At 60.6% G+C, this 22,462-nt stretch carries 18 protein-coding genes; 12 read left to right on the top strand and 6 right to left on the bottom strand.

The genetic code is table 11. The features are described 5' to 3' along the window. Window positions 1-15 precede the first annotated feature (15 nt). From pepP to gcvH, 8 genes are all read left to right on the top strand, one after another. Window positions 16-1,350, top strand: coding sequence for a Xaa-Pro aminopeptidase (gene pepP, locus JFT81_RS22415; RefSeq protein WP_201229137.1), 1,335 nt, complete (start codon window positions 16-18; stop codon window positions 1,348-1,350). Beyond that, complete coding sequence (gene ubiH / locus JFT81_RS22410) at window positions 1,347-2,534, top strand: 2-octaprenyl-6-methoxyphenyl hydroxylase (protein ID WP_201229135.1); 1,188 nt, start codon at window positions 1,347-1,349, stop codon at window positions 2,532-2,534. The genes pepP and ubiH overlap by 4 nt, the downstream gene beginning before the upstream one ends. Then, entirely contained in the window at window positions 2,527-3,012 is a 486-nt protein-coding gene (locus JFT81_RS22405) for a DUF4442 domain-containing protein (protein ID WP_201229133.1), read from the top strand. The genes ubiH and JFT81_RS22405 overlap by 8 nt, the downstream gene beginning before the upstream one ends. Before the next feature lie 9 nt (window positions 3,013-3,021). Continuing rightward, window positions 3,022-4,239 carry a 2-octaprenyl-3-methyl-6-methoxy-1,4-benzoquinol hydroxylase gene (locus tag JFT81_RS22400; RefSeq protein ID WP_201230627.1) on the top strand — a complete coding sequence of 406 codons (1,218 nt, stop codon included), beginning with the start codon at window positions 3,022-3,024 and terminating at the stop codon, window positions 4,237-4,239. A gap of 222 nt (window positions 4,240-4,461) precedes the next feature. Continuing rightward, window positions 4,462-5,466: an extracellular solute-binding protein gene (locus JFT81_RS22395; protein WP_201146566.1), complete on the top strand. Its 1,005-nt coding sequence runs from the start codon at window positions 4,462-4,464 to the stop codon at window positions 5,464-5,466. A 263-nt stretch (window positions 5,467-5,729) separates the two neighbouring features. Beyond that, window positions 5,730-7,346: an iron ABC transporter permease gene (locus JFT81_RS22390; protein WP_201229131.1), complete on the top strand. Its 1,617-nt coding sequence runs from the start codon at window positions 5,730-5,732 to the stop codon at window positions 7,344-7,346. A gap of 156 nt (window positions 7,347-7,502) precedes the next feature. Beyond that, window positions 7,503-8,585 (top strand): glycine cleavage system aminomethyltransferase GcvT, encoded by a 1,083-nt coding sequence (gene gcvT, locus JFT81_RS22385; protein ID WP_201146568.1) that lies wholly within the window; start codon window positions 7,503-7,505, stop codon window positions 8,583-8,585. Window positions 8,586-8,634: 49 nt separating this feature from the next. Next, complete coding sequence (gene gcvH / locus JFT81_RS22380) at window positions 8,635-9,018, top strand: glycine cleavage system protein GcvH (RefSeq protein ID WP_201229129.1); 384 nt, start codon at window positions 8,635-8,637, stop codon at window positions 9,016-9,018. An 85-nt stretch (window positions 9,019-9,103) separates the two neighbouring features. Here gcvH and JFT81_RS22375 read toward each other — a convergent pair whose 3' ends face one another. Further along, window positions 9,104-10,249, bottom strand: coding sequence for a DegT/DnrJ/EryC1/StrS aminotransferase family protein (locus tag JFT81_RS22375; RefSeq protein ID WP_201229127.1), 1,146 nt, complete (start codon window positions 10,247-10,249; stop codon window positions 9,104-9,106). A gap of 156 nt (window positions 10,250-10,405) precedes the next feature. On the opposite strand from JFT81_RS22375, the gene gcvP reads away from it, so the two are divergent. Continuing rightward, window positions 10,406-13,279: an aminomethyl-transferring glycine dehydrogenase gene (gene gcvP, locus JFT81_RS22370; protein ID WP_201229125.1), complete on the top strand. Its 2,874-nt coding sequence runs from the start codon at window positions 10,406-10,408 to the stop codon at window positions 13,277-13,279. 188 nt (window positions 13,280-13,467) lie between these two features. On the opposite strand, the gene JFT81_RS22365 is transcribed toward gcvP, so the two are convergent. The 3 genes from JFT81_RS22365 to JFT81_RS22355 form a co-directional block, all read right to left on the bottom strand. Continuing rightward, a complete protein-coding gene (locus JFT81_RS22365) occupies window positions 13,468-13,788 on the bottom strand; it encodes a DUF2388 domain-containing protein (RefSeq protein ID WP_169843014.1) in 321 nt (106 codons plus the stop codon). 66 nt (window positions 13,789-13,854) lie between these two features. Continuing rightward, a complete protein-coding gene (locus JFT81_RS22360; RefSeq protein WP_201229123.1) occupies window positions 13,855-15,639 on the bottom strand; it encodes a GspE/PulE family protein in 1,785 nt (594 codons plus the stop codon). A 92-nt stretch (window positions 15,640-15,731) separates the two neighbouring features. After that, window positions 15,732-16,070: a hypothetical protein gene (locus JFT81_RS22355; protein ID WP_201229117.1), complete on the bottom strand. Its 339-nt coding sequence runs from the start codon at window positions 16,068-16,070 to the stop codon at window positions 15,732-15,734. A gap of 126 nt (window positions 16,071-16,196) precedes the next feature. Between JFT81_RS22355 and JFT81_RS22350 the strand changes: the two genes are divergently transcribed. After that, complete coding sequence (locus JFT81_RS22350; protein WP_027610503.1) at window positions 16,197-16,661, top strand: Lrp/AsnC family transcriptional regulator; 465 nt, start codon at window positions 16,197-16,199, stop codon at window positions 16,659-16,661. A gap of 122 nt (window positions 16,662-16,783) precedes the next feature. Here the strand turns inward: JFT81_RS22350 and JFT81_RS22345 are convergent, their stop codons facing one another. Next, window positions 16,784-18,154 (bottom strand): CYTH domain-containing protein, encoded by a 1,371-nt coding sequence (locus JFT81_RS22345; protein ID WP_201229115.1) that lies wholly within the window; start codon window positions 18,152-18,154, stop codon window positions 16,784-16,786. 156 nt (window positions 18,155-18,310) lie between these two features. Between JFT81_RS22345 and argE the strand changes: the two genes are divergently transcribed. Continuing rightward, window positions 18,311-19,465, top strand: coding sequence for an acetylornithine deacetylase (argE, locus tag JFT81_RS22340; RefSeq protein WP_201229113.1), 1,155 nt, complete (start codon window positions 18,311-18,313; stop codon window positions 19,463-19,465). A gap of 266 nt (window positions 19,466-19,731) precedes the next feature. Continuing rightward, complete coding sequence (argA, locus tag JFT81_RS22335; RefSeq protein ID WP_008085349.1) at window positions 19,732-21,033, top strand: amino-acid N-acetyltransferase; 1,302 nt, start codon at window positions 19,732-19,734, stop codon at window positions 21,031-21,033. Window positions 21,034-21,115: 82 nt separating this feature from the next. On the opposite strand, the gene tauA is transcribed toward argA, so the two are convergent. Then, window positions 21,116-22,102 carry a taurine ABC transporter substrate-binding protein gene (tauA, locus tag JFT81_RS22330; protein ID WP_201230618.1) on the bottom strand — a complete coding sequence of 329 codons (987 nt, stop codon included), beginning with the start codon at window positions 22,100-22,102 and terminating at the stop codon, window positions 21,116-21,118. Window positions 22,103-22,462 lie beyond the last annotated feature (360 nt).

Below are 22,462 nucleotides of genomic sequence, written 5' to 3'. Positions count from 1 at the left end.
GAAAGCCATCTGCCCATGACCCATATCCCCAAAGCGGAATACAGCCGTCGCCGCAAGGCCCTGATGGCGCAGATGGAACCCAACAGCATCGCGATCCTGCCCGCCGCCGCAGTTGCCATCCGCAACCGCGACGTCGAGCACGTCTACCGTCAGGACAGCGACTTCCAGTACCTCAGTGGTTTCCCCGAGCCGCAAGCCGTCATCGTCCTGATGCCCGGTCGCGAGCATGGCGAATACCTGCTGTTCTGCCGTGAACGCAATGCCGAACGCGAATTGTGGGACGGTCTGCGCGCAGGGCAGGAAGGCGCGATCCGCGACTTCGGCGCCGATGACGCTTTTCCGATCACCGACATCGACGACATCCTCCCGGGCCTCATCGAAGGCCGTGACCGGGTGTATTCGGCGATGGGCAGCAACCCCGAATTCGACCGCCATCTGATGGACTGGATCAATGTGATCCGCTCTAAAGCGCACCTTGGCGCCCAGCCACCGAACGAATTCGTTGCGCTGGATCATCTGCTGCACGACATGCGCCTGTATAAATCGGCGGCAGAAGTGAAGGTGATGCGCGAAGCCGCCCGGATCTCGGCGCAAGCCCATATTCGTGCGATGCAGGCCAGTCGGGCGGGGCTTCACGAATACAGCCTCGAAGCCGAGCTGGATTACGAGTTTCGCAAGGGCGGAGCGAAAATGCCGGCCTATGGCTCGATTGTCGCCGCCGGGCGCAACAGCTGCATCCTGCATTACCAGCAGAATGACGCGTTGCTCAAGGACGGCGATCTGGTGCTGATCGACGCCGGTTGCGAGATCGATTGCTACGCCAGCGACATCACCCGCACCTGGCCGGTCAACGGCAAGTTCTCCGCTGAACAGAAAGCGATCTACGAATTGGTCTTGGCCTCGCAGGAAGCCGCATTCGCTGAAATCGCTCCGAACAAGCACTGGAATCAGGCGCACGAAGCCACGGTGCGAGTGATTACCACAGGGTTGGTGAAACTCGGGCTGCTGCAAGGCGAGGTCGACGAGTTGATCGCCAGCGAAGCCTATAAGGCGTTTTACATGCACCGCGCCGGTCACTGGCTGGGCATGGATGTACACGACGTCGGCGAGTACAAGGTCGGCGGCGAATGGCGCGTTCTAGAGGTCGGCATGGCGCTGACCGTGGAGCCGGGCATCTACATTGCACCGGACAATCAGACCGTCGCGAAGAAATGGCGCGGCATTGGCGTGCGCATCGAGGACGACGTAGTGGTGACCAAAACCGGTTGTGAAATCCTCACCAACGGCGTACCGAAAACCGTCGCCGACATCGAAGCGCTGATGGCGCAAGCAAGGACACACGCGGCATGAGTCGAGTCAATCTGGCAATCATCGGTGGCGGTCTGGTCGGCGCCAGTCTGGCGTTGGCCTTGCAGGCCGGGGCCAAGGCGCGTGGCTGGAAGATCGTCCTGATCGAGCCATTCGCCCCCGGCGACAGTTGGCAGCCGAGCTACGACGCACGTTCGTCGGCGCTGTCCTTTGGTTCGCGACAGATTTATCAACGGCTGGGCGTGTGGCAGGAAATCTCCCGTCGCGCCGAGCCGATCAAACAGATCCACGTCTCCGACCGTGGCCGCTTCTCCACCGCGCGTTTGTCGGCGATGGAAGAGGGTGTGCCGGCGCTCGGTTATGTAGTGGAAAACGCCTGGCTCGGCCAGTGCCTGTGGCAGCACATCGATAAAGACGTGATCAGTTGGCGCTGCCCGGCGGAAGTCACGCGCATGGAGCCGCTGCCTGACGGCTATCGCCTGACCCTTAACGATGAAACCACGCTTGAATGCGACCTGGCAGTGCTCGCCGATGGCGGTCGCTCGGGTTTGCGCGAGCAATTGGGCATCAACGTGCGCAAGCGTCCGTACAACCAGAGCGCGCTGATCGCCAACATCACGCCGAGCGAAGCGCACAACGGCATGGCGTTCGAGCGTTTCACCGATGAAGGGCCGATGGCGCTGCTGCCGCTGCCGGAAAACCGCTGCGCCCTAGTCTGGACCCGTTTGGGCATGGACGCGCAGCGTTTGGCCGATCTGAACGAACGTGATTTCCTCAGCGAATTGCAGGGCGTGTTCGGTTATCGCCTTGGCACGCTGAAACAGGTCGGCGCACGGCATTTGTATCCGCTGACGCTGGTCGAAGCCGAAGAGCAGGTGCGCTCGCACCTGGCCGTGCTCGGCAACGCGGCGCACAGCCTGCACCCGATTGCCGGCCAGGGTTTCAACCTGTCCCTGCGCGATGCCGATGCCCTCGCGGCCGTGTTGCTTGCCAGCGACAAACCGCTGGGCGATTTCGCCACGTTGCAGGCTTATCGTGAACGTCAGCGTCTCGATCAGGACCTCACCGTCGGCTTCTCCGATCAGGTCACGCGGCTGTTTGGCAGCACGCAGCCGCTGGTTTCGCTGGGTCGTAACATCGGCCTGCTCGGCCTCGATCTGTTGCCGCCGGCCAAGCGCTGGTTTGCGCGTCAGGCGATGGGTTTGGGAACGCGTCCGGATGCTTAAGTGGTTGACCCGAAAATTCGGCAAGGCGCGACTGATGCGCTGGGTCATGACGTGCTACCCGCCATACCTCGGCGCTGGTGTGCGGGTCAGACACATCAGCGATGACTTCCGCGACATTCAGGTGTCGATGGGCCTCGGCTGGTACAACCGCAACTACGTCGGCACACAGTTCGGCGGCAGCCTGTATTCGATGGTCGATCCGTTCTTCATGCTGATGCTCATGGAAAACCTCGGCTCGCGGTACATCGTCTGGGACAAGGCGGCCGACATCGATTTCATTGCGCCGGGCAAAGGTCAGGTGTTCGCCCGGTTCACCATCGACGACACCTTGCTCGACGAGGTCCGCCGGCAGACTGCCAGTGGCGAGAAATACCTGCCGCAGTTGCAGGTCGATATTCATGACGGCGCCGGCAACCTTGTCGCGCGGGTCGGTAAAACCCTTTACGTGCGGCTCAAGCCGCAAGCGAGACAGGCTTAAAGCATGGAAATGCGCGCAGATCTGCTGATTGTCGGAGCCGGAATGGTCGGCAGCGCCCTGGCGTTGGCGTTGCAGGACAGCGGGCTGGAAGTCCTGCTGCTCGACGGCAGCCCGCTGAGCGTCAAACCGTTCGATGCTCAAGCGCCATTTGAGCCGCGTGTCAGTGCGCTGTCGGCGGCCAGCCAACGAATTCTCGAACGCCTCGGCGTGTGGGATGGCATCGCTCAGCGGCGCAGCAGTCCGTACACCGACATGCACGTCTGGGACGGTAGCGGCACCGGGCAGATTCACTTCTCGGCGAGCAGTGTGCACGCCGAGGTACTCGGCCATATCGTCGAGAACCGCGTGGTGCAGGACGCCTTGCTCGATCGCTTGCACGACTGCGATCTGGGTATGCTGGCCAATGCGCGGCTGGAACAGATGCGCCGCTCCGGCGACGACTGGCTGCTGACCCTGGCCGATGGCCGGCAATTGCGCGCGCCATTGGTGATTGCCGCTGACGGCGCCAATTCGGCAGTACGTCGCCTGACCGGCGTAGCCACCCGCGAATGGGATTATCTGCACCACGCCATTGTCACCAGCGTGCGCAGCAGCAAACCGCACCAGATGACCGCGTGGCAGCGCTTCACCGACCATGGCCCGCTGGCGTTTCTGCCGCTGGAGGGTGACGGTCAGCAGGATTGGTGCTCGATTGTCTGGTCGACCACGCCGAGCGAGGCCGAGCGTTTGATGGCGCTGGATGAAGCGGATTTCTGCGCTGAACTGGAGCGCGCCTTTGAGGGGCGTCTCGGTGACGTGATCAGCGCTGATCCGCGACTGTGCGTGCCGCTGCGTCAACGCCATGCCAAGCGTTATGTGGCTGAAGGGTTGGCCCTGATTGGCGACGCGGCGCACACCATTCACCCGTTGGCGGGGCAGGGGGTGAACCTGGGTTTCCTCGATGCAGCGGTGCTGGCCGAAGTGCTATTGCAAGCGGCGGAACGTGGTGAGCGTTTGGCGGATGTGAAAGTGCTGAGTCGTTACGAACGCCGGCGCATGCCGCACAATCTGACGCTGATGGCGGCGATGGAAGGATTTGAGCGGTTGTTCCAGGCTGATCCGTTGCCGGTAAGGTGGTTGCGTAATGCCGGGTTGAAGATGGTTGAACAGATGCCAGAGGCCAAGGCCTTGTTCGTGCGCGAAGCCCTCGGGTTGACGGGTGATCTTCCGGCCTTGGCCAAGGCCTGATCTTTGTGTTGCTGCTGACGGCTTCATCGCGAGCAGGCTCACTCCTACATTTGGAATGCATTCCCCCTGTAGGAGTGAGCCTGCTCGCGATGGCGCCAGTTCAGCCACAACACATTTCAGGCTGTGCAACATCTGGTAACTCCTTCAAAAAGAGTTCGATTGAGGTGGTAAATGTGAGTCTTTATCATTTGGCCCACATTTTCCGACCGAGAGACCACTCCCATGTTGGCACCCAAGCGTCTTCTGACTGCACTGGCCTTGACCCTGATCGGCAGCACCACGGCCCAGGCCGCTGATGAGGTGGTGGTTTACTCGTCGCGCATCGATGAACTGATCAAACCGGTGTTCGATGCCTACACCGCCAAGACCGGGGTGAAGATCAAGTTCATCACCGACAAGGAAGCGCCGCTGATGCAGCGCATCAAGGCCGAAGGTGAAAACGCCACCGCCGACCTGCTGCTGACCGTCGATGCCGGCAACCTCTGGCAGGCCGAACAGATGGGCATCCTCCAGCCGTTCACCTCAAAGACCATCGACACCAACATTCCCGCCCAATACCGCTCGTCGACCCATGCCTGGACCGGCCTGAGCCTGCGCGCGCGAACCATCGCCTATTCCACTGATCGGGTAAAACCGGGTGAGTTGACCACCTACGAAGCGTTGGCCGACAAGAATTGGGAAGGGCGCCTATGCCTGCGTACGGCGAAGAAGGTCTACAACCAGTCGCTGACGGCGACCATGATCGAAGTCCACGGTGCCGAGAAAACCGAGAAAATCCTCAAGGGCTGGGTCAACAACCTGTCGACCGATGTGTTCTCCGATGATGTCGCGGTGCTCGAAGCGATCAACGCTGGTCAGTGCGACGTCGGCATCGTCAACACCTACTACTACGGTCGTCTGCACAAGCAGAAGCCTGATCTGCCGGTGAAACTGTTCTGGCCGAATCAGGCTGATCGCGGCGTGCACGTCAACCTGTCGGGTATCGGCCTGACCAAACATGCGCCACACCCGGAAGCGGCCAAGGCTTTGGTTGAGTGGATGACCACGGCTGAGGCGCAGAAGATCTTTGCTGACGTGAACCAGGAATTCCCGGCCAATCCGGCCGTGGCGCCTTCGGAAGAAGTGGCGGCGTGGGGCAAGTTCGTGGCGGATACCTTGCCGGTGGAAGTGGCGGGCAAGCGTCAGGCCGAGGCAATCCGCATGATGGATCGCGCGGGTTGGAACTGAGTCCTTCCTGAAACCATTGTTTGCCATGATACCGCTGCCCTCACCCCAGCCCTCTCCCGGAACGTCGGACCGCCCCGAGGGAGAGGGAGCCGATTTGGGTTGCTTTCGAGACCTGAGTTTGGCTCGATTTATCAGGTCGGTGTAACTCGAAAGATCATCACGGTCAGTCCCCTCTCCCTCCGGGAGAGGGTTAGGGTGAGGGCAGCAATCCTGACCTGAAACAAAAAAATCAAGAACACCTACATCCCTCCAGAGTTCTAAAAGTGGCCCACCCCGCCCAACGCCGCTGGTACCCCATCGTCTTCGCCATCGCCGCGCTGGTGCTGTTGCCCCTGAGTGTTCTGCTGCTCTCATGGCAGACCATCGATCAGCAGATCTGGTCGCACCTATGGGAAACCCAGATGCCACGCCTGCTGGGCAACACCCTGACGCTGGTGCTCGGCGTCGGTGTCGGCGTGACGCTGCTGGGCGTGAGCCTCGCCTGGCTCACCAGCCTCTGTGAATTCCCCGGTCGGCGCTGGCTCGACTGGGCGCTGATGCTGCCGTTCGCCATCCCGGCTTATGTGCTGGCCTTCGTTTTCGTCGGCCTTCTGGATTTCGCCGGCCCCGTGCAAACCCTGTTGCGCGAATGGTTTGGCACAGGTCTGCGTCTGCCGCGTGTGCGCTCCACCGGCGGGGTGATTCTCGTGCTGGTGCTGGTCTTCTATCCCTACGTTTACCTGCTGGCGCGTACTGCGTTTCTTGCTCAGGGCAAAGGTCTGATGGAGGCCGCGCGGGTGCTTGGGCAATCGCCGTGGCAAGCGTTCTGGCGCGTGGCATTGCCGATGGCGCGTCCGGCCATCGGTGCCGGTGTGGCGTTGGCGCTGATGGAAACCCTCGCCGATTTTGGTGCGGTGTCGGTGTTCAACTTCGACACCTTCACCACAGCGATCTACAAAACCTGGTACGGCTTCTTCAGCCTGCCCAGTGCGGCGCAACTGGCCAGCCTGTTACTGCTGGTGGTGATGCTGGTGCTCTACGGCGAACGTCGCGCCCGCGGCGCAAACCGTGCAAGCAACGAGCGGCCACGGGTCAAAGCCCTGTACCACTTGCGCGGGCTCAAGGCGTTCGCGGCGATGAGCTGGTGCGGCCTGGTCTTCGCCTGCGCGTTCGTCATTCCGATGCTGCAATTGATCGTCTGGTTCTGGCAGCGTGGGCGCTTCGACCTGGACGAGCGTTACGCCGGGCTGATCCTGCATACCCTCTATCTAGGTGGCATGGCCGCATTGATTACCGTCAGCGTCGCTTTGTTGCTGGCCTTCGCTCGCCGGTTGGCGCCAACGCAGGCGATCAACTCCGGGGTCGGTCTGGCCAATCTTGGTTATGCGTTGCCGGGGTCGGTGCTGGCGGTGTCGATCATGCTGGCTTTCAGTTATCTGGATCGCGAGCTGGTCATTCCGCTCTCGGGCTGGCTCGGTGGCGCGGGCAAACCGTTGCTGCTCGGCAGTCTGGCGGCGTTGCTGATGGCCTATCTGGTGCGCTTCATTGCCGTGGCGTACGGCCCGCTGGAAAGCAGCCTGGCGCGTATACGGCCGTCTTTGCCCGAAGCGGCACGTAGCCTGGGTGTCAGTGGGCCGCGACTGTTTTTCAAAGTGTATCTGCCGCTGTTGCTGCCCGGCACCTTGAGCGCGGCGTTGCTGGTGTTCGTCGATGTGCTCAAGGAAATGCCCGCGACCCTGCTGATGCGCCCGTTTGGCTGGGACACGCTGGCGGTGCGGATCTTTGAAATGACCAGCGAAGGGGAATGGGCGCGCGCGTCGTTGCCGGCACTGACCCTGGTTTTGGTGGGTCTGTTGCCGGTCATTGGCCTGATCCGCCGCTCGGCGCACCGAAACACTTAGTCGTCAGTCCTGAATCATGCGGCTACAATGCGCGGCATTCGGTGCGGATCGTCTGACAGACCCGTTCGCTGGAATCGGCTGAGAGCCTTGTATTTCAAGGCTTTCACTCCGTACAGCGGCTGTTCGCACCTTCGCCACGCCCGGAAGGAGAAACCCATGGGACAGCGTACGCCTCTGTATGACCTGCATCTCGCCCTCGGCGCGAAGATGGTCGATTTTGGCGGTTGGGACATGCCACTGCATTACGGCTCGCAGGTCGAGGAGCACCACGAAGTGCGCCGCGATTGCGGGGTGTTCGATGTATCCCACATGACCGTGATCGATGTTGATGGCCCACAGGCCAAAGCCTGGCTCCAGCATTTGCTGGCCAATGACGTCGAGCGCCTGCACCGCCCCGGCCGAGCGTTGTACAGCACCATGCTCAACGAGCGCGGCGGCATCGTCGACGACATGATCGTCTACCGCCTCGACGACGGCTATCGTCTGGTGGTCAACGCCTCTACCCGCGATCAGGATCTGGCCTGGATGAACGCGCAGCTCGGCGATTTCGACGTGCAATTGCACGAGCGCTCAGAGCTGGCGATGCTGGCCATTCAGGGCCCGCAGGCCCGGCACAGGATTGCCGAACTGGTGACCCAGTCCCGCGCCACGCTGATCCAGCAGCTCAAACCTTTCGAAGCCTACGTCGACGGCGACTGGTTCATTGCCCGTACCGGCTACACCGGCGAAGACGGTCTGGAAATCGCCCTGCCGGCCGATCAGGCCCCGGCGTTCTTCAACGATCTGGTGGGGGCCGGTATTTCCCCGATCGGCCTCGGTGCCCGCGACACCTTGCGCGTCGAGGCCGGGATGAACCTCTACGGTCAGGACATTCATCAAGACGTTTCGCCGCTCGCCTCGAACATGGCCTGGAGCATTGCCTGGGAACCCACCGCCCGCCAGTTCATCGGCCGCGCTGCGCTGGAGGCGGAAAAAGCCGCTGGCGTTGCGCACAAACTGGTCGGTCTGGTGCTGGAAGAACGCGGTGTTTTGCGCGCTCATCAAGTGGTTCGTATCGCCGATGTTGGCGAAGGGGAGATCACCAGTGGTAGTTTCTCTCCTACGCTGAGCAAATCGATTGCCCTGGCGCGTGTTCCGATGGCAACCGCCGACCGCGCCGAAGTGGAAATCCGTGGCAAGTGGTACCCGGTACGGGTGGTCAAACCGACCTTCGTACGCCATGGCAAAACTTTGATCTAACCTTTTTTGGCGGGCATGACCGCTGACCCAATTCCTGAGGACACCGAAGATGAGCAATATCCCCGCTGAACTGCGTTTTGCCGAAAGTCATGAATGGGCGCGTCTGGAAGCTGACGGCACCGTCACTGTGGGCATCAGCGATCACGCGCAAGAAGCGCTGGGTGATGTGGTGTTCGTCGAGTTGACCGAAGTCGGCAAAGTATTCGCCGCCGAAGATCAGGCCGGTGTGGTCGAGTCGGTGAAAGCCGCTTCCGACATCTATTCGCCGATCAGCGGTGAAGTGATTGCAGTCAACGAAGAACTGAGCGGCTCGCCAGAGCTGCTGAACTCTGACCCTTACGGTGCGTGGATCTTCAAGCTCAAGCCAAGCGACAAGGCTGAGCTGGACAAGCTGCTCGACGCCGCTGCCTACAAAGCCGCCATCGGCGAATAAACAACATCCTGTAGGAGCTGTCGCAGGCTGCGATCTTTTGATGTTGTCTTTTATAAAATCAAAAGATCGCAGTCTGCGGCAGGTCCTACACGGTGCGATGCAGGACGGTTTTTACTGCGGCCACTGAACGCTCGACGTCGTCCTTGTTCATGCTGGTAAACATCGGCAGCGAGACGATCAGCCGTCCAACACGCTCCGCCACTGGCAACATCCCTTCTTTGCAACCGCGCTCGCGATACAAACTCAGCAAGTGAATCGCCGGGTAGTGATAGCCGATGCCGATACCATGCGCCTGCATCTGCTCCATGAACGTCGCCCGCGCCGGTAAGCCATCCCCACGTTCTGGCAATACCAGCTGAAACAGGTGCCAGTTGCTGTTATCGAAATCCGCCGGCGGCAGTTGCGCGCCATAAACCGCTTCGAAGTCATCGCCAAAACATTTGAAGTAATGCCGAGCCAGTTCACGGCGATGAGCGGTCAGCGCTTCAATGTGAGCGAATTGCCCGAGGCCGATGGTGGCCGCAACATCCGTCATGTTGAACTTGCCACCCAACACATCGACGTCCAGACCGTCGAAGCCATTACGCGTCACGCCCTGCAAGCGGTACTTCTCGGCCAGCCGTGCTTCCTCAGGTGTGTTCAGCACCAGACAACCGCCTTCGGAGCAGGTGACATTCTTGTTCGCCTGAAAACTGAACGACACGAAGTCGCCCGTGGCGCCGATGCGCTGGCCGTTCCAGCTCGATCCCAGGGCCTGAGCGGCGTCTTCGACAATGCGCAGATTGTGTTTGCGGGCAATGGCGTAGAGACGATCCATGTCCACCGGCAAACCGGCGAGATACACCGGAATCAGCGCTTTGGTGCGTGGCGTAATCGCCGCTTCCAGTTGATCCAGATCGATGTTGCGGGTCACCGGGTCGATGTCGGCAAACACTGGCGTGGCGCCGACTTCAAGGATCACATTGGCCGTGGCCACCCAGGAGATCGGCGTGGTGATGACCTCGTCGCCGGGGCCGATGCCGGCGATGCGCAAGGCGATTTCCATGGTGCAAGTGCCGGAATTGAACGTGCGCACAGGGCGCCCGCCGAAGTACTCCGACAGCTGCGCTTCAAAGGCCTGAACCTTTGGCCCACTGGTAATCCAGCCGGAGCGCAGCACGTCGCCAACGGCGGCAATCGTCGCTTCATCGATAACGGGTTTGGAGAAAGGCAGAAAGGGCAGTTGGCTCATGGGGCTTCGATCATCCGAGGGTTGGATGCCTGAGGCAGGCGTCACAGCATGGCCCGGAACACCCTCGGCCGCCAAGCCGTGCGCGTCGTTATCGGCTGCTATGCTGGTTTGACCGTGATGCATTGACGCCGAGCGCCAGCCAAGAGAGAGCCCGTCATGTCCCAGTTGCCGTCCCTGAGCCAGTTACGCGATCCCGAGGCCTTCCTGCGCCGCCACCTCGGCCCCGACGCCGCCGAGCAGCAGGCGATGCTCGACAGCCTTGGCCTCGGCAGTCGGGTCGAACTCATCGAGCAAACCGTGCCGCCGGGTATCCGCTTCAATCGCGCACTGGATCTGCCGCCAGCACTGGACGAGCCAGCGGCGCTGGCCAAACTGCGTGGGTATGCCGAGCAGAATCAGCTTTGGACCAGCCTGATCGGTATGGGCTACTACGCCACCCTGACGCCGACGGTCATCTTGCGCAATGTGCTGGAAAATCCCGGCTGGTACACCGCCTATACGCCCTATCAACCGGAGATCGCCCAGGGGCGGCTCGAAGCGCTGCTGAATTTCCAGCAATTGACCATCGACCTCACTGGCCTGGAGCTGGCCAACGCTTCGTTGCTCGACGAAGCCACTGCGGCTGCCGAAGCCATGGCGCTGGCCAAGCGTGTAGCGAAGTCGAAGAGCAATCTGTTTTTTGTCGACGAGAACTGCCATCCGCAAACCATTTCGGTGGTGCAAACCCGTGCTGAAGGTTTCGGTTTCGAGCTGATCGTCGACGCTGTGGATAACTTGAAACAGCAGCAGGTGTTCGGCGCGCTGCTGCAATACCCCGATACCCACGGCGAAATCCGTGATTTGCGGCCGCTGATCGACCATTTGCATGCGCAACAGGCGCTGGCTTGCGTCGCCACGGATTTGTTGAGTTTGCTGTTACTGACGCCACCGGGCGAGTTGGGCGCCGATGTGGTGTTCGGTTCGTCTCAGCGTTTCGGCGTGCCGATGGGGTATGGCGGCCCGCATGCAGCTTTTTTTGCCAGCCGCGAAGAATACAAACGGGCGATTCCCGGCAGAATCATCGGCGTGTCGAAAGATGCCCGCGGCAACATTGCGTTGCGCATGGCCTTGCAAACCCGCGAGCAACATATCCGCCGCGAGAAGGCCAATTCGAACATCTGCACGGCGCAAGTGCTGTTGGCCAACATTGCCAGTTTCTATGCGGTCTACCACGGCCCGGAAGGTCTGAAACGCATCGCCCAGCGCGTGCATCGGTTGACCTGCATTCTGGCGGCGGGTCTTGAGCGTCGCGGGATCAAACGGCTCAACGCACAGTTTTTCGACACGCTGACACTCGACGTTGGCGGCGTGCAAACCGCGATCATCGAAAGCGCCCAGAGCGCGCAGATCAATCTGAGAATTCTCGGCCGTGGCCGCGTCGGTCTGAGCCTCGACGAAACCTGTGATGAAAACACCGTGGCGCGGCTGTTCGATGTGCTGTTGGGTGCCGATCATGGGCTGAACGTCGCGGAACTTGATGCTGAAGTGCTGGCTTCAGGCATTCCCGACGACTTGCAGCGCAACACGCCTTATCTGCGGCATCCGGTGTTCAACGCCCATCACAGCGAAACCGAGATGCTGCGTTACCTCAAGCAACTGGAGAACAAGGATCTGGCGCTCAACCAGTCGATGATTCCGCTGGGCTCCTGCACCATGAAACTCAACGCCACCAGCGAGATGATCCCGATCACCTGGCCGCAATTCGCCAACCTGCATCCGTTTGTGCCTCGCGAGCAGGCCATTGGTTACACGCTGATGATCGAGGAGCTGGAGCGTTGGCTGTGCGCGATCACCGGGTTCGATGCGATCTGCATGCAGCCCAACTCCGGCGCTCAGGGCGAGTACGCCGGGCTGCTGGCGATCCGCAAATATCATGAGAGCCGTCAGCAGGGCGCGCGCGATATCTGCCTGATTCCCTCCTCGGCCCACGGCACCAACCCGGCCTCGGCACAGATGGCCGGGATGCGCGTGGTGATCGTGGAATGCGACGAGGCCGGCAACGTCGATCTGGCGGATTTGAAGAAGAAAGCCGTCGAGGCGGGGGATAAATTGTCGTGCCTGATGGCGACCTATCCGTCGACTCACGGTGTTTACGAGGAGGGTATCAGCGAGATTTGCGAGGTTATCCACCAGCATGGCGGTCAGGTGTACATGGACGGCGCCAACCTCAATGCGCAAGTCGGGCTGGCGCGGCCGGCAGACATTGGCGCCGATGTGTCGCACATGAATTTGCACAAGACCTTCTGCATTCCCCATGGCGGTGGCGGGCCGGGCATGGGGCCGATTGGCATTCGCGCGCACCTTGCGCCGTTCGTCGCCAATCACCCGGTGGTGCCGATTGACGGGCCGCTCGCGCAGAACGGCGCGGTCAGCGCGGCGCCGTGGGGAAGTGCGAGTATTCTGCCGATCAGCTGGATGTACATCGCCATGATGGGCCCGCAATTGGCCGATGCGAGTGAGGTGGCGATTCTCGCGGCGAATTATCTGGCGCAGCATTTATCCGGCGCGTTTGCGGTGCTGTACACCGGGCGCAATGGGCGGGTGGCGCATGAATGCATTCTTGATCTGCGACCATTGAAAGCGCAGACCGGGATCAGCGAGGAAGACGTCGCCAAGCGTCTGATGGATTACGGCTTTCACGCGCCGACCATGTCATTTCCGGTGCCGGGGACGTTGATGGTCGAACCGACCGAGAGTGAGTCCAAGGCGGAACTGGACCGTTTCATCGGCGCGATGCTGAGCATCCGCGCAGAAATCACCGAGGTGCAGAATGGCAACTGGCCGGCGGAAGACAACCCGCTGAAACGAGCGCCGCATACCCTCGCGGATGTCACCGGGGTGTGGGAGCGGCCGTACAGCATCGAGCAAGGCATTACCCCGGATGCGCACACCAAGGCACACAAATATTGGCCGGCGGTGAATCGGGTGGATAACGTCTATGGCGATCGCAATCTGTTTTGCGCGTGCGTCCCGGTGGACGATTACCGCTGATCTCCCTATGCACCCCAGTCCAAATGTGGGAGAGAGCCTGCTCGCGAAAGCGTCGTGTCAGAAGGCCTACATGTATCTGACCCAGCGCATTCGCGAGCAGGCTCGCTCCCACAGGGTTATGTGGTGGATTTGAAATTACGAACAAAAAAATGCCGCTCATTTGAGCGGCATTTCTGTTGGCGCAAGGCTTACTCGGAAGCCACGGCGTTCTTCGCCAGAATCGCATTGGCCAATTCCATATCGGTCGCCTGCAAGCCCGGGTTATCGGCGCGGACTTTCTGCATCGCCGCTTCCAGATACGGCCCACGAATGCCGCCGTCACTGGCGACGAAGCTGCCGGCATCGTCCTGCGCGGCGACGATCAGCTTGTGATCCTTGAAGGTCAGGTAAGTCGAGCCGGTGGTTGCACCTGACGAAATGACGTTACGCCAAAAGCTGTCGGCCATCGCTGAGCCAACAGGAAGGGACAGCAAGGCCAGGGTGGCGACAGCAAGTTTGAGACGCATGATTAGGTGACTCCTGGGGGTTAACTATGGCGTTGGATCGTCATTTTCCCGATCCGGTTCCGTGCCGGGCTATTTCTGCTCGCTCTGCGGCGTCACCCGCAGCACCTCCTCAACCGTCGTCAGCCCCGCTGCGACTTTCTGCGCGCCGGACAGGCGCAGGCTGCGCATACCTTCCTTGAAAGCCTGACGACGGATCGCCGTGAGGTCGGTGTCGGGGGTGATGAAAGCCTTGAGGCTGTCGCTCAGTTGCATGATTTCGTACACCCCGGCGCGACCGTGATAACCGGTGTCGCGGCATTCCACGCAACCGATGGCCCGTTGCGCATTGCCCGGCAATGGCGCTTGCCAGGGACGGGTCAGGGTTTGCCAATCTTCTTCCTCCAGCGCCAGCGGTACTTTGCAGTGCGGGCACAAGGTGCGCACCAGACGCTGGGCCATGACCCCGAGCACGGTGGCTTTGATCAGGTAATGCGGCACGCCGAGTTCGAGCAGGCGACTGATCGCGCTGGGGGCGTCGTTGGTGTGCAGGGTCGATAACACCAGATGCCCGGTGAGCGCCGCCTGAATGGCCATTTCGGCGGTTTCGAGGTCACGGATCTCGCCAATCATGATGATGTCCGGGTCTTGTCGCATCAGTGCGCGCACCCCGGCGGCAAAGCTCAGGTCGATGTTGTGCTGCACCTGCATCTGATTGAACGCCGGTTCGACCATTTCGATCGGGTCTTCGATGGTGCAGAGGTTGACCTCCGGCGTCGCCAGTTTTTTCAGTGTGGTGTACAGCGTGGTGGTCTTGCCCGAACCGGTGGGACCAGTGACCAGAATGATGCCGTTGGGCTGGCGGGTCATGTCCTGCCAGCGGCGCAGGTCGTCGGCGCTGAAACCCAACTGGTCGAAGTCCTTGAGCAACACTTCCGGATCGAAAATCCGCATGACCATTTTTTCGCCGAACGCTGTAGGCAGCGTTGAAAGACGCAACTCGACCTCACCGCCGTCCGGGGTCTTGGTCTTGACCCGGCCATCCTGGGGTTTGCGTTTTTCGGCGACGTTCATCCGCCCGAGGCTTTTCAGGCGACTGACAATCGCCATGGTCACCTGCGGCGGGAATTGATAGACGTTGTGCAGCACGCCGTCGATGCGAAAGCGCACGGTGCCTTGCTCGCGCCGAGGTTCGATGTGGATATCGCTGGCGCGCTGCTGGAAGGCGTACTGGAAGAGCCAGTCGACGATGTTGACGATGTGCGCGTCGTTGGCGTCCGGCTCCTGATCGCTGGCGCCGAGGTTGAGCAACTGTTCGAAGTTGCCGAGGTTGCCGCTCTGGGTGTCGGCATTGCTGGCGCCGCTGACCGATTTCGCCAGGCGAAAGAACTCGACGCTGAAGCGCTGGATGTCCGCCGGGTTGGCCACCACCCGTTTGATCGGCAGCTTCAAGACGTGAGTCAGATCGGCTTCCCATCCCGTGACGTAGGGCTGGGCGCTGGCCACGGTGACCGCATCGCGGTCGACCGCCACGGCGAGAATCTTGTGCCGTTGGGCAAAGGCGTAGGACATCAACGGAGTGATGGCGGCAACGTTGATCTTTAGCGGATCGATGCGCAAATACGCCTGGCCGGCCTGCTGCGCCAGCCACAGGGTCAGGCTTTCCAGGTCGAGGTGTTTGCCTGGGCGACTGAGGTCGTCGAGTTGCTGGCCGGCGATAAATTCCAGCGGATGCATCTGACCGTGGGCGGCGTGGCGGCGCCGGGCATTCAGCGCCTGTTCCGCCGCGTCCTGACCGATAAAGCCTTGGGCGACCAGTTCTCGCAACACATCGTTGAGTTCCAGCCAGCGGTCCTGAGTGACGAGTTGAACGGACATGCGGGCTTCCTTTTAAGCGACATTGCGCAAAAGGATAGTCGTGGGCGGGCAGACCGTTGGGCCACTACCCGACGAAGCCGTTGCCGGATTTGTCAGCCGGCCGCTTGCGCTGGCGCGGCCCAGGCGCTGTCGGCATTTTGCAGATTCACCGAGCAGACGCTGATCAGGTTACGAAGTTTTTCCGCGATCACTTGCGCGCGGTGCCAGCTCAAGCCGCCCATGACCAAGTCGATCGACAGCAGATCGTCCAGCCGTTGCACGTTGACCTGTTCGGGCGTGAGGAACTGCAGCGCGAACAGGTTGAGCACCCGCACCAGCAAGTCCGGCTCGGCCTCGGCAAGAATCTGATACTGCGCCAGGCAGTGGGCATTGCTGACGTTCCAGACATCGGCGCGGGTTGGCGCGCTGTTCACGGCTTCGAGATGCGGCATAAGAAGTCTCCAAAATCACTGGAGGAATTTTTACATTCGATGCGGGGTATTTCTTGGCTATGATCGGCGTTATTGGCGGTTGATCGAATGGATTGATTCGCAAGGTGTTTGATTAGAGGTTTTTTTATGCACAGTGAACTGGACAGCTACGACCGCAGGATTCTCGCCCTGCTGCAAGAGGACGCTTCGCTGTCGAGCGCGCAGATCGCCGAACAGGTCGGCCTGTCGCAATCGCCTTGCTGGCGGCGGATTCAGCGGATGAAGGAGGAGGGCATCATTCGCGGGCAAGTGACCTTGCTTGATCGCAAGAAGATTGGCCTGAATACGCAAATCTTTGCCGAGATCAAACTCAATGCGCACGGGCGCTCGAACTTCACAGAGTTCACCGAGGCGATTCGCGGGTTCCCGGAAGTGCTGGAGTGTTATGTGCTGATGGGCGCGGTGGATTTTCTGTTGCGCATTGTCGCGGCGGACATTGAGGCGTACGAGCGGTTCTTCTTCGAGAAACTCTCGCTGGTGCCGGGGATACAGGAAGTGAACTCGATTGTGGCGCTGTCGGAGATCAAGTCCACCACCAGCCTCCCGGTTTAGTGCGGCTGGCCTTTGTGGCGAGGGGATTTATCCCCGTTGGGCTGCGAAGCAGCCCCAGCTCTTCAATAAAAGCAGGGCCGCTGCGCGCCCCAACGGGGATAAATCCCCTCGCCACAGGGTAATTACATGCGCAGCAGCATTTTCCAGGCGCGATTCTGGTAAACCGCAATCGCCTGCTGCTTGCGCGCATCGAGCAGTTCGTCAGTGATCGTTGGCTCGTTGGCCAACTGTGCCAACTTGTTCAGCTCGCCGTACAGACGATCCATTTCCGGGATCTCCAGCACGTTACGCGCGTGGTGCAGCCAGACCTGAATGCGCTCGATACGCGGCAGTTGTTCAGCCAGATCTTCTGGCTGCTGCTGATAACGCTGCAATTGCAGGGCAGTCGCTTCTTCGCCCAATGTGCGCGGCAACCAGCTGTGCAATTGCGCGCCACCCTGACGGTTGCCCCGCACGTTACGGTCAGCGGTCCATGTGCGGGCCAGCAACCAGCGCGACGTGGTCAGCGAGAACAGGCCCCAGCGCGGGTCTTCGAGTTCTTCGAGGAATTGCTCCGGCGCGGCTTTGCGTACGTCTTCGTCTTCGATACCGGCCTGCACCAGCGGGCGCCAGTCTTCCAGCAAGGCATCGAGGGCCACGCGCAGGTCGTGCGTCGCCTGACGCGGTGCAGCCTGGCCGAGGCTGCTGAGCAGGGCGCGCATTTCCGCGAGGTTTTCAACCCAGTCGAGCAACAGGCGCCAGTGGCCGTTGAAACGATATTGCTCAGCCAGACGCTGGCTGCTGCCAAGCAAGTGCCAGCTCAGCGCAGCGAAGGCGTCGTCGAGTTGAGTTTCCGGGGTCAGCTCAGGCGCTGGCAGGCTCAGCGAGTAGCTGTTGGCGTCGTACAGACGATAGCCGCGCTCAGCCTTGCTGATGTCGCACGGCATCAGCGCCAGGGTTTCGGCCAGTTCAGCGGCCAGCTCCAGCAGCGCGGCAGGCTCGCCCTCGCGCAGTTCCAGTTCCAGCTCGCAGATTTCTTCTTTCTGTTTGCCGACCACTACATGACCCAGGTCCAGCGCTGCTTCGATGACCACTTTGGTCTTGCCACGGCCCCAGGCGATTTCGGCGCGCTCGCGAACGAAATCGGTGGTGAAGATCGGCTTGAGGGTTTTCTTGTCCAGCTCGGCCAGCGACTCGGGCCAGCATTCGCCGTCGAGTTTCTTTACGTCGAGCTTGGCTTTCGACAACTTCCAGTCGTACTCATTACGTTCGGACAGCCCGGCGACGCTCTGGCCACGGGTCTTGAGGGTCTGAATCACCTCGTCGCCATCCTTGCGCAGGCGCAGGGCAACTTTGGCCTGGGCCAGATCGCGCTCGGGCGTGTCGAAGTACTGATTCATCAACTCACGGCGTTCCCAGCCACTTTTGTTGCGTTTTTTCAGTAACGGGTGCTCGCGCAGAGCGGCGAGGGTTTCGCGGCTGACGCGGAGTTTGATTTCGGTTTCTTTCTGCATGGCCGGAAAATCCAGGATCGGGAGCGCAGCCGGGGGAATGTGTGGCTGCCAAGGCCGTGCAGTGTACAGGACTGATTCGTCCTACGCCCTGCGGCGGTTTATTCCTGACGCCGGATGGCTCTATGATGGACTTCAAATCGGGAGTGGGAGTCAGCGATGCCTTTGCCGTCCATGCAAGACCAGTTCGCCGCGCTGATTGCCGCGCCGTCGGTCAGCTGTACCCAACCGAGCCTGGATCAGTCCAACCGGGCGGTGATCGATTTGCTCGCAGGCTGGCTCGGCGATCTGGGCTTCAGTTGCGACATCCAGCAGGTCAGCCCCGGCAAATTCAACCTGCTCGCCAGCTTTGGCAGCGGCCCCGGCGGGCTGGTGCTGGCCGGGCACAGCGACACGGTGCCGTACGACGATGCGTTATGGCAGACCGATCCGCTGAAACTCACCGAGGTCGATGGGCGCTGGGTCGGGCTGGGCAGTTGTGACATGAAGGGTTTTTTCGCCCTGATCATCGAGGCTGTGTTGCCGCTGCTCGATCAGCCGTTCAAGCAACCGCTGCTGATTCTTGCCACGTGCGATGAAGAAAGCTCGATGTCCGGCGCCCGGGCGCTGGCCGAGGCCGGGCGTCCGTTGGGTCGCGCGGCGGTGATCGGCGAGCCGACCGGGCTCAAGCCGATCCGCATGCACAAAGGCATCATGATGGAGCGCATCGACATCCTCGGGCAGAGCGGCCATTCGTCGGATCCGCGCTTGGGCCATAGCGCCCTCGAAGCCATGCACGATGCCATTGGCGAACTTCGCGGTCTGCGCCTGTTATGGCAGCGTGAGTTCAACAACCCGCAATTCAGCGTGCCGCAACCGACGATGAACTTCGGTTGCATCCATGGCGGCGACAACCCCAACCGCATCTGCGGTCAGTGTTCGCTGGAGTTCGACCTGCGGCCATTGCCGGGCATGGACCCGAAAGTCCTCCGCGCGGAAATCCTGCGCAAGCTCAACCCGGTGGCCGAACGGCATCAGGTGAAGATCGATTACAAACCGTTGTTCCCGGAAGTGCCACCGTTCGAGCAGTCCAAAGACGCCGAACTGGTACGGATAGCGGAAAAACTCACCGGCCACATGGCTGAAGCGGTAGCGTTCGGCACTGAAGCGCCTTATCTTCAGCGCCTTGGCTGCGAAACCATTGTGCTCGGCCCCGGCGACATTGCCTGTGCGCACCAGCCCGGCGAGTACCTTGAAATGTCACGTTTGCAGCCTACCGTGCATCTATTACGGCAACTGATTGAACATTACTGCCTGAGCCCGGACAAAACATGATGTCCCCCTGTGGGAGCGAGCCTGCTCGCGAAAGCGTCATTTCAGATGCCTAAATGTCGACTGATACACCGCTTTCGCGAGCAGGCTCGCTCCCACAGGGGGTATGTGGCTTATCCGATCAAACGCTGTAAATTGCCAGCATTCCAACCCGTATTCATGAGGAGAGCGCGCGTGTCGCCAAGCCTGTTCCGACGATAACCATCAGCCCGCTGTGCGTTTTTCGTTTCGCCCTTTTTTCGGCTGCTATTTATTACAGGCCCAGGTTCATGCCCGAATACGTTAATTGGCTTCGTCACGCGTCCCCTTACATCAATGCCCACCGCGATTGCACCTTCGTCGTCATGCTGCCCGGCGACGGCGTGGAGCATCCGAATTTCGGCAACATCGTCCACGACCTCGTCTTGCTGCACAGCCTCGGCGTGCGCCTGGTGCTGGTGCACGGTTCGCGCCCGCAGATTGAAACCCGCCTCGCCGCTCGCGGCCTGACCCCGCATTACCATCACGGTATGCGCATCACCGATGCGGCAACGCTGGAGTGTGTGATCGACGCGGTCGGCCAATTGCGTATCGCCATTGAAGCGCGGCTGTCGATGGACATGGCCTCGTCGCCGATGCAGGGCTCGCGCCTGCGCGTGGCCAGCGGCAACCTTGTCACCGCGCGGCCGATCGGCGTGCTCGAAGGCGTTGATTATCATCACACCGGCGAAGTACGCCGGGTCGACCGCAAAGGCATCAATCGTCTGCTCGATGAGCGTTCGATCGTTTTGCTGTCGCCGCTGGGCTACTCGCCGACCGGGGAAATCTTCAACCTCGCTTGCGAAGACGTCGCCACCCGCGCCGCTATCGACCTGGGTGCCGACAAGCTGCTGCTGTTCGGCGCCGACCTCGGTCTGATCGACGAGAACGGCAAACTGGTGCGTGAATTGCGTCCGCAACAAGTGCCGGCGCATTTGCAGCGTCTGGGCAGCAGCAACTATCAGGCGGAGTTGCTGGATGCAGCGGCTGAAGCCTGCCGTGGCGGTGTGGCGCGCAGCCACATCGTCAGCTACGCCGAAGACGGCGCGCTGCTGACCGAGCTGTTCACCCGTGACGGTGGCGGTACGCTGGTGGCACAAGAGCAATTCGAACTGGTACGCGAGGCGGCGATTGAAGATGTCGGCGGCTTGCTCGACTTGATCAGCCCGCTGGAAGAGCAGGGGATTCTGGTACGGCGTTCGCGCGAAGTGCTGGAGCGCGAGATCGAGCAGTTCAGCGTGGTCGAGCGCGAAGGCATGATCATCGCCTGTGCGGCGCTGTACCAGATTGCCGATTCGGATGCCGGTGAGCTGGCGTGCCTGGCGGTGAATCCGGAGTATCGCCATGGCGGTCGCGGTGATGAACTGCTGGAACGCATCGAGACCCGCGCCCGCGCGCAGGGCTTGAAGACGCTATTCGTCCTCACCACCCGCACTGCGCACTGGTTCCGCGAACGTGGATTCGAGCCGAGCAGCGTCGAGCGTATGCCGGCGGCGCGGGCGTCGTTGTACAACTATCAGCGCAACTCGAAAATCTTCGAAAAGACCCTCTGACCGAGTTGTTCCATTCGCGAGCAGGCTCGCTCCCACATTTGGTCAATGAATCCATGTGGGAGCGAGCCTGCTCGCGAAGCTTTTATTGCGCTACAAATTTCGCGCTGACGTACGGCGAGTAATCCGGCAGCACCGTTTCAACCTTGCCCTGTTCCTTCAAAAACTTCGCCGTCTCCCCAATTGCTTTCGCCGTGCCGCCGTCCAGCAGCGCCGTGGTCTGCTGTGCCTTGGCATCCGGGAACGCTGAGCCTGCGAGCAATTCCGGCACGTCGGCGGCATTGGCACCGGTCAGTTTGGCGATTTTCTGCACAGGCTCGGAGTCTGCCGTCCAGCTGTCTTTATGGCTGGCGTAATCGGCAAACGCGTCTAGAGTGACCTTGGCAAATTTGGCTACAACGTCAGGATGCTTCTCGGCGAAGTCTTTACGGGCGACCCAGACTTCAAAGGTGGGCGCACCCCACTGACCGACCTGCGCAGCGTCCGTAAGGGTCTTGCCGGTCTTGCGGATTTCGCCCAGAGCCGGCGACCAGACAAATGCCCCATCAATATCACCGCGCTTCCACGCAGCGGCGATTTCCGCGGGTTGCAGGTTCACCACTTTGACTTTCGAGGTGTCCAGGCCCCAGTGCTTGAGCGCACCGAGCAGGCTGTAGTGGGAGGTAGAAACGAAGGGGGTGGCGATGGTCTTGCCGACCAGGTCCTGCGGTGTATTGATACCGCTGCCGTTGCGCACGACCAGTGCTTCGGCGGCATTAATCTGCGCCGAGACAATGAACGCGACGATCGGCAGATTGCGCGAAGCGGCGGCCGCCAGCGGACTGGAGCCGAGGTTGCCGATCTGTACGTCACCGGATGCAATGGCTGTCACAACTTCCGGGCCACTATTGAAGCGGCGCCAGTCGATTTTCTCGCCGATGGTTTTCTCATAGACGCCATCGGCCTGCGGGACTTTGCTTGGGTCAATGCCGGTTTGATAACCGACCGTGAGGTTGGCGGCGTGGGCAGAAAAAGAAATAAGTGCTGATACACAAACTGTAACAAATTGACTAGATAGTGCGCGTTTGGCCATCATGGCGTCGCCTTTTCGATAGGGTTTGACGATTCGGGGTTACGCCAAAGCTAATCGATATAAAAAAAGGCTAACAAATACCATTTAGGAATGAGCTTAGTCGCCGATACGCTGTAATCCGGCGAAGCTGGCCAAACAATGGCCATATTCCGAAATGATATGAAAAAGAATGAATAAATTCTTTTTGGGTTTATCAGGAAATCTTTACTCTGCACGGACCAAATCACTGCGATTAGACCTTGGTCGTAGACACACAAGGTTACGATTGACTTGTCAGTCACGAACTGGCGCTAATCGCGCATCTCGGATCCAGGGCAACAGACCCAGGGCCAGAAACACAAAAATTAGAAACGAGAGGAG

The sequence above is a fragment of the Pseudomonas sp. TH43 genome (assembly GCF_016650635.1).
Classification (GTDB): domain Bacteria; phylum Pseudomonadota; class Gammaproteobacteria; order Pseudomonadales; family Pseudomonadaceae; genus Aquipseudomonas.
Note: the sequence above shows the minus strand (reverse complement) of the source record. Positions and strands in the feature narration are given on the sequence as shown.

Coding starts and splice junctions, on each gene's coding strand:
- argE (WP_201229113.1), top strand. CDS start 18,311: ATGCCTTTGCCGTCCATGCAAGACCAGTTCGCCGCGCTGATTGCCGCG.
- gcvT (WP_201146568.1), top strand. CDS start 7,503: ATGGGACAGCGTACGCCTCTGTATGACCTGCATCTCGCCCTCGGCGCG.
- JFT81_RS22405 (WP_201229133.1), top strand. CDS start 2,527: ATGCTTAAGTGGTTGACCCGAAAATTCGGCAAGGCGCGACTGATGCGC.
- pepP (WP_201229137.1), top strand. CDS start 16: ATGACCCATATCCCCAAAGCGGAATACAGCCGTCGCCGCAAGGCCCTG.
- gcvP (WP_201229125.1), top strand. CDS start 10,406: ATGTCCCAGTTGCCGTCCCTGAGCCAGTTACGCGATCCCGAGGCCTTC.
- gcvH (WP_201229129.1), top strand. CDS start 8,635: ATGAGCAATATCCCCGCTGAACTGCGTTTTGCCGAAAGTCATGAATGG.
- JFT81_RS22350 (WP_027610503.1), top strand. CDS start 16,197: ATGCACAGTGAACTGGACAGCTACGACCGCAGGATTCTCGCCCTGCTG.
- JFT81_RS22345 (WP_201229115.1), bottom strand. CDS start 18,154: ATGCAGAAAGAAACCGAAATCAAACTCCGCGTCAGCCGCGAAACCCTC.
- JFT81_RS22375 (WP_201229127.1), bottom strand. CDS start 10,249: ATGAGCCAACTGCCCTTTCTGCCTTTCTCCAAACCCGTTATCGATGAA.
- JFT81_RS22355 (WP_201229117.1), bottom strand. CDS start 16,070: ATGCCGCATCTCGAAGCCGTGAACAGCGCGCCAACCCGCGCCGATGTC.
- tauA (WP_201230618.1), bottom strand. CDS start 22,102: ATGGCCAAACGCGCACTATCTAGTCAATTTGTTACAGTTTGTGTATCA.
- ubiH (WP_201229135.1), top strand. CDS start 1,347: ATGAGTCGAGTCAATCTGGCAATCATCGGTGGCGGTCTGGTCGGCGCC.
- argA (WP_008085349.1), top strand. CDS start 19,732: ATGCCCGAATACGTTAATTGGCTTCGTCACGCGTCCCCTTACATCAAT.
- JFT81_RS22400 (WP_201230627.1), top strand. CDS start 3,022: ATGCGCGCAGATCTGCTGATTGTCGGAGCCGGAATGGTCGGCAGCGCC.
- JFT81_RS22360 (WP_201229123.1), bottom strand. CDS start 15,639: ATGTCCGTTCAACTCGTCACTCAGGACCGCTGGCTGGAACTCAACGAT.
- JFT81_RS22395 (WP_201146566.1), top strand. CDS start 4,462: ATGTTGGCACCCAAGCGTCTTCTGACTGCACTGGCCTTGACCCTGATC.